The 10,923-nt window shown below is 64.1% G+C and carries 10 protein-coding genes; 5 read left to right on the forward strand and 5 right to left on the reverse strand.

The features are described 5' to 3' along the window. Positions 1-99: 99 nt before the first annotated feature. Genes ACY69P_RS08975 through ACY69P_RS08985 form a run of 3 tightly spaced genes read right to left on the reverse strand, consistent with a single transcriptional unit; the run spans position 100 to position 2,921 of the window. Positions 100-765: a LutC/YkgG family protein gene (locus ACY69P_RS08975; protein WP_459901250.1), complete on the reverse strand. Its 666-nt coding sequence runs from the start codon at positions 763-765 to the stop codon at positions 100-102. Next, complete coding sequence (locus ACY69P_RS08980; protein WP_404843282.1) at positions 758-2,179, reverse strand: LutB/LldF family L-lactate oxidation iron-sulfur protein; 1,422 nt, start codon at positions 2,177-2,179, stop codon at positions 758-760. Before ACY69P_RS08980 ends, ACY69P_RS08975 begins: the two co-directional genes overlap by 8 nt. After that, positions 2,172-2,921 carry a (Fe-S)-binding protein gene (locus ACY69P_RS08985; RefSeq protein ID WP_404843281.1) on the reverse strand — a complete coding sequence of 250 codons (750 nt, stop codon included), beginning with the start codon at positions 2,919-2,921 and terminating at the stop codon, positions 2,172-2,174. The genes ACY69P_RS08980 and ACY69P_RS08985 overlap by 8 nt, the downstream gene beginning before the upstream one ends. A 352-nt stretch (positions 2,922-3,273) precedes the next feature. On the opposite strand from ACY69P_RS08985, the gene ACY69P_RS08990 reads away from it, so the two are divergent. From ACY69P_RS08990 to ACY69P_RS09000, 3 genes are all read left to right on the forward strand, one after another. Continuing rightward, positions 3,274-4,173 carry a class I SAM-dependent methyltransferase gene (locus tag ACY69P_RS08990; RefSeq protein WP_462327227.1) on the forward strand — a complete coding sequence of 300 codons (900 nt, stop codon included), beginning with the start codon at positions 3,274-3,276 and terminating at the stop codon, positions 4,171-4,173. Further along, entirely contained in the window at positions 4,170-4,799 is a 630-nt protein-coding gene (locus tag ACY69P_RS08995; protein ID WP_459901255.1) for a TetR/AcrR family transcriptional regulator, read from the forward strand. Before ACY69P_RS08990 ends, ACY69P_RS08995 begins: the two co-directional genes overlap by 4 nt. Before the next feature lie 179 nt (positions 4,800-4,978). Continuing rightward, positions 4,979-5,518, forward strand: a complete 540-nt coding sequence (locus ACY69P_RS09000; RefSeq protein WP_462327228.1) for a hypothetical protein — start codon at positions 4,979-4,981, stop codon at positions 5,516-5,518. 67 nt (positions 5,519-5,585) lie between these two features. On the opposite strand, the gene ACY69P_RS09005 is transcribed toward ACY69P_RS09000, so the two are convergent. Beyond that, positions 5,586-6,896, reverse strand: coding sequence for a Y-family DNA polymerase (locus tag ACY69P_RS09005; RefSeq protein ID WP_462327229.1), 1,311 nt, complete (start codon positions 6,894-6,896; stop codon positions 5,586-5,588). Between the two features lie 10 nt (positions 6,897-6,906). After that, positions 6,907-7,383: a LexA family protein gene (locus tag ACY69P_RS09010; protein ID WP_462327230.1), complete on the reverse strand. Its 477-nt coding sequence runs from the start codon at positions 7,381-7,383 to the stop codon at positions 6,907-6,909. 221 nt (positions 7,384-7,604) lie between these two features. Here ACY69P_RS09010 and ACY69P_RS09015 point away from each other — a divergent pair, with 221 nt between their 5' ends. Together ACY69P_RS09015 and ACY69P_RS09020 are read left to right on the forward strand one after the other, a co-directional pair. Beyond that, complete coding sequence (locus ACY69P_RS09015) at positions 7,605-9,092, forward strand: sensor histidine kinase (RefSeq protein ID WP_462327231.1); 1,488 nt, start codon at positions 7,605-7,607, stop codon at positions 9,090-9,092. After that, on the forward strand, positions 9,074-10,507 hold the full coding sequence (locus tag ACY69P_RS09020) for a sigma-54-dependent transcriptional regulator (RefSeq protein WP_459901265.1): 1,434 nt from the start codon (positions 9,074-9,076) through the stop codon (positions 10,505-10,507). Before ACY69P_RS09015 ends, ACY69P_RS09020 begins: the two co-directional genes overlap by 19 nt. Positions 10,508-10,923: the final 416 nt, after the last annotated feature.

Below are 10,923 nucleotides of genomic sequence, written 5' to 3' on the forward strand. Positions count from 1 at the left end.
GAGCCGCAGGCGCACGCAGGAGGAAACCACAACGCGCCCGCATCCCTTGGCGGAATGCGGGCGCGAAGACGGCTGGGCGGCGAAAAGTGCGTTGGCGCGCTATTCGCGGATGATGACGATAAGCTCCTTGGGCCCGTGAACACCGATGGTCAGCTGCATTTCGATGTCCGCGGTGCGCGAGGGGCCGGAAACAAGCAGGGCGTTGGTGGGCATGCCTGCGCCCCAGCGCTGTTTCTCCATAAGCTGTGGGAAGTTGGCGTGAATGTCTGCGGCGTCCAGCACGGCGATATGCACGGCTGGCACCAGCGACATCAGGCGCGGCTCTTCCGGCGTCGGCCACATGGCAAGGGCTCCCTGTTCGGCCACGGCCCCCACTGTGCCCGTGATGGAGGCGTCCACCTCAAACAGGCGCTCCTTGTACTCCTCAATGGGACCGGACCATGTTTCCAGCGGCGGCAGGTCGGCGTCGTCGCCTTTCCACGCCTTGGCGACGTCCTTGCCCACATCGGTGCCCGGGGCGTGGAGCAGGGCGTTCCAGCCGCGTCCGGCGATGGTCTTTTTCAGCTCGTCCGTCCACTTGGCCTTGGGGCAGACGATAACCTCGGCGCTGGAGGCGGTGAGCAGCTTGCGCATGCGCTCCACGCGCTGTTTGGTATTCCACGTGGGTACAGGCATGGCCTGAACCTCTCCCACATATCCGGCGGCCTTGCGGTTGGCGAGGACAAGCCGGTTCAAAATGCGCTCGCGCGCGGATTCGCTAGACATTGTCCACTCCTTGTTCCTTGCACATCTGATGCAGACTCTTCTTGGCCAGCTTGGGCCGGGTACGCACACTCATCCACGCGCCAAGGGGACCTGCGGGCGGCAGTTTGTCGCCCAGTGCCCCGGCAATGCGGGTGACCACGGCGTTGAGCGCCGGGGTGGTGTTTACCAGCTGCCAGCCCTTCCAGACAAAGGCTTCGGTGGGCTTGCGCTTGCTGCCGTGTCCCTTGACCGAACCGGTGCCCTTGCGGGCGTTGTTCTCCTGCCGCAGGGCGCGCAGGATGTCCGGAATGGGGATGCGCGCGGGGCAGACCTCTTCGCAGGCATTACACAGGCTGGAGGCCGTCGCCAGCACGCCGGATTCCTCAAGGCCTGTCATCTGCGGGGTGAGAATCTTGCCGATGGGGCCGGGGTAGACGTGCCCATAGGCGTGCCCGCCAATGCGTGTGTACACGGGACAGTGGTTCAGGCACGAGCCGCAGCGGATGCACTGTAGGGTCTCGCGCATGAGCGGTTCGGCAAGAATGGTGCTGCGGCCATTATCCAGAATGACCAGATGCACCTCATCCGGGCCGTCCATCTCGCCCTTTTTGCGGGGCGAGGTGATCATGTTGAAATAGGTGGTGATCAGCTGCCCGGTGGCGGACGCGGTGAGCAGGCGGTACACCGGGTGGATGTCCGACAGCCGCTCCACGACCTTCTCAAGCCCCATAACGGCAATGTGCAGGGGCGGGGCGGTGGTGCACATGCGGCCGTTGCCCTCGTTCTCCACAAGGCACAGGGTGCCGGTTTCCGCCACGGCGAAGTTGACGCCGGAGATGCCCGCGTCGGCTTCCTTGTACTTGTTGCGCAGGGTGCGGCGGGCGGTGGCGTTCAGCTCCGGGATGTCCTCGGTATAGGGCACGCCGAGGTGCTCCTCGAAGATGCGGCCCACCTGTTGGCGGTTTTTGTGCACGGCGGGAACGATGATGTGTGAGGGCGGCTCGCCCGCAAGCTGGATGATGAACTCGCCAAGGTCGGTTTCCGTGACCTCCATGCCGTTCTTTTCCAGATGCGTGTTGAGATGCATTTCCTCGGACACCATGGACTTGCCCTTGACCACGCGGGTGGCGTCGTGCTGGCGCAGGATGCTGAGCACGATGTCGTTGGCCTCGTGCGTGGTTTCGGCCCAGTGGACGTGGATGCCGTTTTTCGCGCAGTTGGCTTCCAGTTGTTCCAGCAGCTCCGGCAGTTTGGCCAAGGTACGGCGGCGGACCATGGAGCACGCATCGCGCAGGCTCTCGCGCTCCTCGGCGTCGGAGAGCAGGTTGCGGCGCTTGATGATAAAGCCGCCCATGGCGGTGGCGAAGTTCTGCCGAAGCTGGGCATCGGCAAGGGCTTCCACGACATTCTTTTTGAAATTGAACGCCTTAGCCATTGGTTCTCTCCCACAGGAAGTCGGCGATGTGTTTGCCGGTCATGGCAATGTTCATCTTTTCCATCGCGCCGGTGATGTTCATGATGCAGCCGCAGTCGCCACTGAGGAGGATGGTTGCTCCGGTGTCGGCGGCGCTTTGGGCCTTGTCCTTGACCATGGCGGCGGAGATTTCCGGCTGTTTTACCGAGAAGGTGCCGCCGAAGCCACAGCATTCGTATTCGCGCTCCAGCTCAATGAGGGTCACATTCTCCAGCTGGCTGACGAGGTTTTTGCAGGTTTCGGTGACGCCCATCTCGCGCATGGCGTGGCAGGAGGAGTGCCACGTGACGGTGACGGGCTGGCCCTTGTCCGTATAGGTGGCCCCGCAGACGTTCACCAGGAATTCCGTCAGCTCGAACACGCGGTCGGCAAAGGCCTTGGCGCGCAGCTCGTCGGGGTCGCCCTCAAAGAGCTTGGGGTAGTGGCGGTGCATCATTCCGGCGCAGGAGCCGGAGGGCACCACGATGGGCCAGTCCTCGGGAAAGGCGTCCAGCTGTTTGCGGGCGACCTCGCGGGCCTCGTCCATATAGCCGGAGTTATAGGCGGGCTGGCCGCAACAGCTTTGGTCCTGCGGATACACAACCCGCAGCCCCTCGCGCTGGAGCAGGCGTATGCCGGACATTCCGGTATCGGGATAGGCCATATCCACAAGGCATGTTCCAAAATAATAGACGTTTTTCGGTTTCCGCGGATAGATGCGCATTTCGCCTCCGGATGCTTTCCAATCAATTGTGCCGCTAGGCGTGAAATATTGCGGATACTGTACCACGCTCCCGGTGTGCTGTCAGGCCTCCTGTGCTGGGCCGTTGCCGGATGCGCCGCAGTTGCCGGGGGATGCGGCAATTCGAGCGCGCTGCTATGAATTCTTACTGCGAATAGGAACTGTTATCGACTTCTTTTTGCTTGACATGAACGTGAACTCAGGTTCATGTTTTCCAAAAAGAGGACGAAAGGAGAGTCATATGCGGAAAGGTCAGATGCCGACTGGGGCTCCATGTGCGGAGAATGGCGGCAGGAGTGTGGGAGCGGTGGCTCCCGGAGCGCCGGAGCGCGTCGTGGATGGACCATGCGGCGTGCGGGATGCGGCGGCAGTGAATGGCGCGATGTCGCCACGCGGCGAGGTGGACGCAGGGCGTCAGGGAAGAGCCCCGGCATGCGGCGGAGCGGATGGACAGGGTCTGGGCGCGGCGTATCTCTGCGGAGTGGTGCAGGATGGTGCGCAGGGTGCGGCGTTGCCACAGAGCGCGGCGCAGGCAGGTGGTGCGCAAGCGGCGTCACATGCTACCGGAGCAGATGCCGTCCGCCGGGATGCGCCGGATATTGGCGGCGCCGGGCAGGTGAGGCACCCCGGGAAGGCGGCCGGACAGCCACGCGGGGACGACGCCAAGCACGCGGGGAAGATTTGCCCGTGGTGGGTGGCCTATACTTTTGACAATCCCCTGCGCCAACTGATGCATCCGCCGCAGAAGCTGCTTGGGCCGTATGTGGGCGAGGGGATGCGTGTGGTGGATATCGGTTGCGGGCTGGGGCACTTTTCCCTTGGCATGGCGCGGATGGTCGGGCCGGGCGGCGTGGTCTATGCCGTGGACGTGCAGGAGGGCGCGCTGAAGGTGCTGCGCCGCCGCGCGCGCCGTGCTGGCCTTATGGGACGGGTGATTCCTGTCCTGTGCCCGCCCCGCGTCATTCCCGTCAAGACGCCTGTGGACTTTATCCTTGCCTGCAATGTCCTGCATGAACTCCCGGACCCGGGGGCCGCGCTGGCGCAGGCCGCCGCCATCCTGCGTCCGGGCGGACGGCTGTACATCATGGAGCCTCTGGGGCATGTTGGGGCCGAGCGCTTTGAACAGGAAGTGACGATGGCGCAGGAGGCTGGATTGATACTGGAATCCCGCCCCAAGGTTTTTCGTGAGCGCTCGGCCATCGTCCGTAAAGAGGAGACAGACCAAACCGCATGACATGGACCAACGGGGAATACGCACCCAAACAGCGCCGCGCCGAGGAAAAGAAGGAGCGGCTTATGGACGCCGCCCTCAAGCGCTTTTCTCAGGACGGCTACCACGGAGCCACGGCCAAGGCCATTGCCGCCGATGCCGGAGTGGCGACCGGTTCCTTCTACCGCTATTTCAAAGACAAGAAGGCGCTCTTTCTGGCCGTGTGCATGCGGCTGGAGGAAGGCATTATGCAGGGCATCTTCGAAACGGGGGAGCGCCTGCGCCGTGAAGGGGCGGGCCCGCGTGAGGTCATTGAAACGCTGGTGTCCTTTTCCATTGCCTCGCACCGTCCCAACCGCGACTTCCACCGCGAGGTGCTGGCTATGCAGATGCAGGACGAGGACGTGGCCGCCTACATCCGTGGCGGTGAGGACCGCGTGCGTCAGCGCCTGCGTGACTTTTTGAGTGCGATGCGCGCCGCGCTGCGGGTGGAGGATATGGACGCCGCTGTGGAGTTGACGCACGTTGTGGTGGAGGAAGTGGCCCACCGCAGCGTGCTGATGGAGTCGCCCCTCGGGGCGGAGCGTATGTCCGGCGCGGCGGTGGATCTGCTGGGGCGGTACCTGTTGCGTGACGGGGAGGGCGACTGACCCCGCGGCGTTTCCTGTGAAGAACATTTCTGAGTCGGTTTTCAACTGCACCCCGGTGGCGTACACTCCACTGGGGTGTTTTTGTATGCGTGGCCGTGCTGCGGAGGATTTGCGCAGCGATGGGCGTACTCCTTTTGGGCCGCGCGCACCCCGGCACCAAGCAGAAGAGGAGAAAGTGTATGCCACATGGATTGACCCGCCGCCGGATGTTGCGGCTGCTCGTTGGTGTTCCTGCCGCGTTGGCGGCCACGGTGACGGCGCAGGCCGCCTTGGCGCAGGATGGCATGCTGACGCCGAAGCGGCGCAATGCGCAGCGGCGTGAGGACGATGCCCGCTGGCGCGAAATGCGCCGTGAGGACGACGCCAACAGGCGCGCCATGGACAAGCTCGACCGCGAAAGAATGCGTGATGAGCGCAAGGACTGGCAGCAGCGCCGCAAGGACGACATGCGCCGCGAGCGTGATATGCGCAAAGACGAGTACCGCGACAGGCGCGAGGATTGGCGCGGCCCGGATGGGCGTCCCGGCCGGTATATGGATGAGGACCACGTACCCGGCCAGCATATGAATGACGGGCGTATGCCCGGCAGACACATGGACGATGGGCGCATGCCCGGCAGGCGTATGGATGACAACATGATGGATGGGCGCCACATGAACGGTGGCCATATGGACGGCTGGCAGGACCGGGACCAGCCCGGACGCGGCCGCAGGAAGTAGGGCGGGGTTCCCTTCTTGGAAAAGCGCAGGGCGTGACGCGTTGGGGTGGCGGGCTGGCGCGGACGCGCTAGCCCATCTTCACCACGGGCAGTTCGTTCCAGCTGGTGGTGTAGCGCGGGGATTTGTGGTTCTGGCGCATGCTCCACGGCTTGCCAAGGCCCGTGGCCGCGTACTGTACCGTGTCGCGGCCCCATTTGGCGTTGATGCCGTCAAGGGTCTCCATCAGTGCGTCCTGCCGTGGGTCCTGCGCCAGGAGCGGGTCCGGCGGCAGGGTGAGCAGGCTGAGTTGGCGCGAGTCCTCGCGCTCCAGCCCCGCAACCATCACCCCGGCCTTGCAGTAGCGGTAGCCCGTGCGGAAGATGGCGCGGAGGAGCGTTTGCGCGGCCTTGATGAGGGTTGGCGTGTGCGCGCTGGCTACGGGCAGCTGCATGGTGCGCGTTGCGGAGTATTGCGGGTCTTCTGGCTTGTGGTGGTTGGTCTTGATGAAGACCATGACGCTGGAGGCCACGCTCCCTTGCCTGCGGAGTTTTTCTGCCGTGCGCGCCGTGTAGGCGGAGACGGCTTCAAGCATCTCGTCCCATGTGGTGACGGGGCGGCCAAAACTGCGCGAGGACATAATGGATTTATGGGGCTGGGGAGCGTCCTCAATGGGAATGCAGGGCTGACCGCGCAGTTCCTTCACGGTCATGAGACCCTTGATGGTCAGGCGGCGTTGGACCCAGTGGTCCGGGCGGTCCTTCAGTTGCCGCGCGGTATGCACCCCAAGGCGGTGGAGCTTGTCCGCGTAGCGCCGCCCAATGCCCCACACCTCGCCAACGTCAATGCGCTCCAGCAGGGCGTCCACGTCGGCGCAGGCGGCGCAGTCGAATACGCCGGATGCGGTGTGCTTCTTGGCCCAGTGGTTGGCCAGCTTGGCAAGGGTCTTGGTGGGCGCCAGCCCAACGGAGACGGGGATTCCCGTCCATTGGCGCACGGTGCGCCGCATCTCGCTGGCAAGGTCCGTCAGGCTGCGGCCCGTGAGGGGCTTAAGGCGCAGGAAGGCTTCGTCAATGGAGTAGATTTCCATATCCGGCGAAAAGGTGGCGAGGATGTCCATCACCCGCCGCGACATGTCGCCATACAGCGCGTAGTTGGACGAGAACACCCGCACGCCGTGCTGGCGGAAGAAGCCGTCGCGCTTGAAGGCGGGTTCCGCCATGCCGATGCCAAGGGCCTTGGCCTCCGGACTGCGGGCGATGACGCAGCCGTCGTTGTTGGAGAGGACCACCGTTGGCGTGGTGCGGATGGACGGGTCAAAGGCCCGCTCGCACGAGACGTAGAAGTTGTTGCAGTCCACCAGCGCATAGACCGGGGCCGCTGTGGCGCAGGGCTGTGGCATGGCGCGCTCCCTACAGCGAATGGATGACGTGGGTGACCACGCCCCAGATTTCAAGGCCCTGTTCCGGGTGCACCTCAATGGGCGGATACTCGGGATTCTCGGGCATCAGCCATAGGCCTTCCGCCGTGCGGCGGATGCGTTTGACCGTCAGCTCGCCATCCAGCGCGGCCACCACCACCTGATTGTTGCGCGGGGTTTCTGCGCGGTCTACGATGAGGATGTCCCCGTCGTGCAGGCGTGCGTCGCGCATGGAATCGCCGCAGACGCGGACGAAGAATGTGGCGGCGGGGTGCCGCACAAGGTGCTCGTTCAGGTCGAGGGTCTTGTCGATGTAGTCGTCCGCCGGGGAGGGAAAGCCCGCCTGAACGGCGCACAGATTGAGCGGAAGCTCCATATGCAATCGCGGCTCAAAGCCGATGACCTCAAGGCGCGGGTGCGGGCGGCGCTTTGGCGCGCCAGACGGCGTGTGGGGAGTGTGTTCGTTCATGTCGCCTGGAAAATAGCACAGCCCCGCCCCCTTGAAAACTCCGCACCGCCTAATCGCCAGAACCCATCGAACAGCGCGGATTTCCTTGTGAATTCTATCATTGCAGGAGGATATGCGAGGAATTTTTGTCTTGCCCAAAGCCCGCCGCATCGGTTCTCATATCCCTTTGACGCATGGAGAAAATCCTTAGCCGCATCCCGGGGCGAAGCCCGGGCCACGATATGCTGAACCGTCTTTCCCTGCGGGGACAAATACTCTTCACCCTGTTCGTCATGGTCATTGTGACCTTGTGCGTTGGGCTTGTGGGCATCTGGTACGCCCTGCGCGTGGACGGCATCATGAACACCGCCGTTGGCCGCAGCTACGCCGGAACCCGCGCCGCCGAGGAACTCACCATAGCCCTTGTCACCCAAAAGGGGCTGACCACCTACTACGTGCAGGACCACGACCCCGGCTGGCTGGATCGGCTGGAGGAAAAGCACGGCAACTTTGAGCACTGGCTGGCCGCCGCGCGCGAAAATCCGCTCCCGCCGGAGGCCGAAGCCATTCTGCGCGATATTGAGGAGCGCTACGTCCTCTACGTGGCGACCCGCGCGCAGGTGCTCGACTATTACAAGCACGACCGCTTCGCCGACGGCGCGGCCCTGCACAAGGACATCCGCCAGCAGTTTCATGAACTGCTGGATCTGTGCCAGCGCTACCGGCGCTTTCATGAAAACACCATCGCCACTTCCAATGCGGAGATTGCTGAGCGTCTGGACGACCTGCGCAATGCCTCCATTGCGGCCATGCCGCTCGTCATTGGCCTTGGCGTGTTTTTGGCGTGGTTCCTCATCCGGCATGTGCTCCAGCCCATCAGGCGTATGGCCGAGGAAATGGGCTACGACCGCAGCGGCCCCCTGCGCCCGGACGAACTCACTACCCTTGGCTCGCGCGTGCGCTCCCTGCTGGAGGATGTGGACGTCACCCACTCCAAGCTCCGCCGCAGCCGCGAGCATCTGAAACAATCCGAAAAATGGGCGCTGACGGGCAAGCTGGCCGCCGGTGTGGCCCACAGTATCCGCAATCCCCTTACGTCGGTGAAGATTCGCCTGTTCTCCCTTGGCCGCAGCCTGTCCCTGACCGAGGACCAAAAAGAGGACTTTGAGGTCATCACCGAGGAGATTGCGCACATTGATTCCATTGCGCGCAACTTTTTGGAGTTCTCACGCCCGCCCAAACTGCGTATGCAGACCGTCTCGCCAACGGACGTGGTCATCAGCGCCCTGCGGCTGTTGAAGCACCGCTTGGAGTCGTACGAGGTGCAGGTGGAGCACAGCCCCGGCGCGGCCCTGCGCGAAGTGCAGGCCGACCCGGAACAGCTCAAGGAAGTGCTGGTGAACATCATCGTCAACGCGTGCGACGCCATGGGGCGCGGCGGGCGCATCGCCATCACCGAGGAGGAAGGCTACGTCAATCCCCTTGGCGAGGTGGTCACCATCCGCATTACGGACAGCGGCCCCGGCATCCCCGCCAGCCGCCGCAATATGATTTTTCAGCCGTTCTACTCCTTTAAGGAGGAAGGCACCGGCCTCGGCCTGTCCATTGCCAAGCGCATTGTGGAGGACCACGGGGGCTGGATTAACGTGACATCGCGTCCCGGTGAAGGAGCGACGTTCACCATCACCCTGCCCGTACGGGAGGAGGGAAAATGGCTTCGATCCTCATAGTGGACGATGACGCCCAGCTGCGGCAGAGCTTTGGGCGGCTTTTGGAACAGGAAGGGTACGAGGTGCGCACCGCCCAGTCCGCGGAGACGGGCATTGAGGAAGTGCGGCGGCAGTGCCCGGACCTTGTCATCATGGACGTGCGCCTGCCCGGCATGACCGGGCTGGAAGGCTTTCAGGCCATGCATACCTTTGAGCCAAAGCTCCCGGTCATTGTCATGACCGCCTTTGGCACCACGGAAACCGCCATCGAGGCCACCAAGCTGGGCGCGTTTGACTACGTGCTCAAGCCCTTTGACATCCCCGACATCCTGACGCTGATAGAGCAGGGGCTGGACGCGGGGCGGTTTATGCGCTCGCGCGTGGATGTGGACGCCGCGCCCGAGAGCGAGGCCTCGGACGCCCTTGTGGGGCGCAGCCCCGCCATGCAGGACGTGTACAAGTCCATTGGCCGTGTGTCCCCAACCGACGCCACCGTGCTGGTGCGCGGCGAATCCGGCACCGGCAAGGAACTGGTGGCGCGCTCGGTGTACCAGCACAGCCTGCGCACGGAGAAGCCGTTCATCGTCATCAACTGCGTGGCCATTCCGGAAACACTGCTGGAGAGCGAGCTGTTTGGCTACGAAAAGGGCGCGTTTACCGGCGCTGTGTCGCGGCGCGTGGGCAAGATTGAACAGGCCGACGGCGGGACCATTTTCCTCGACGAAATCGGCGACATGCCGCTGAGCATTCAGGCCAAGCTCCTGCGCCTGCTGGAGGAGCGCAGTGTGGAGCGTCTTGGCGGCGGCGCGGCCCGGCCCGTGGACGTGCGCATCATTGCGGCCACCAACCGCGACCTGGAACAGGCCGTGAGCGAGGGGCGCTTTCGCGAGGACCTGTACTACCGCCTGAAGGTCGTTACTCTGCTGTTGCCGCCCCTGCGCGAGCGCGGTGACGACGCGGTGCTGCTGGCCGAACATTTTCTGGGCAAGTACGCCCGGCGCATGGGCAAGCCTTCGCCGGGATTCACCGACGGGGCGCGGCAAGTGGTGCGCTCCCACAACTGGCCGGGCAACGTGCGCGAGCTGTCCAACGCTGTGCAAAAGGCTATGATTTTCTCCCGCGAGTGCCCGGTAACGCAGGAGAACATGCAGCACGCCGTGTTTGGTGAACGCACCCTGCGCCCCGCACGCGGCGACTCCATGGACGACGTGGCCGCGCGCTGGATGCGGCGGCGGCTTGCGTCCTCGGAGACGGACCGCGCCTTTGAGGAGATTCAGGACCACTTCGGCGCCATTGCCGTGACCGAGGCGCTGAAGCTGACGGGCGGCAACAGGGCGCAGGCGGCGAAGCTCCTTGGCATGTCGCGGCCCACGCTCCTCTCGCGTATTGAGCGCTATGGCATTCAGGTGGACGCCCTGATTTCCCAACAGCGGTAGCGTGGGGGCTGGCGGCCCAGCGGCAGGCCCGGACCTTTGACCAGAGGCTTCTTTACCGTGCCCGTGTGGCACCCGGTTGTGACGGCGGCGTATGCAGACAGCATGCGCCGCCGTTTTGCGTGGGGCGTAAAGAATCCTGACAGCAGGGGTGTCGAGATTCTTTACACCCTGTAAAGCGCGCCGACACCCGCAGGCCACAAGGGGGACGCGCGGCCCGCATGTCTTGTGGGGCTTTTCACATGCCGGGCGGGGGCTGCGGGGCAAGTTGGGCGGTGGTGCAAGAATTGGCACGTCGGTTGCTCAACAGGGGGTATGGAAAACACCACCATGGCACCGCGGGCCACAACACCGCGCATCACACAGCTCCCCCCCCGCATCGCTTCCGACAGCGATAGCGTCCATCCGTCAGGAGTCTA

It is taken from the genome of Desulfobaculum sp., from assembly GCF_054921475.1.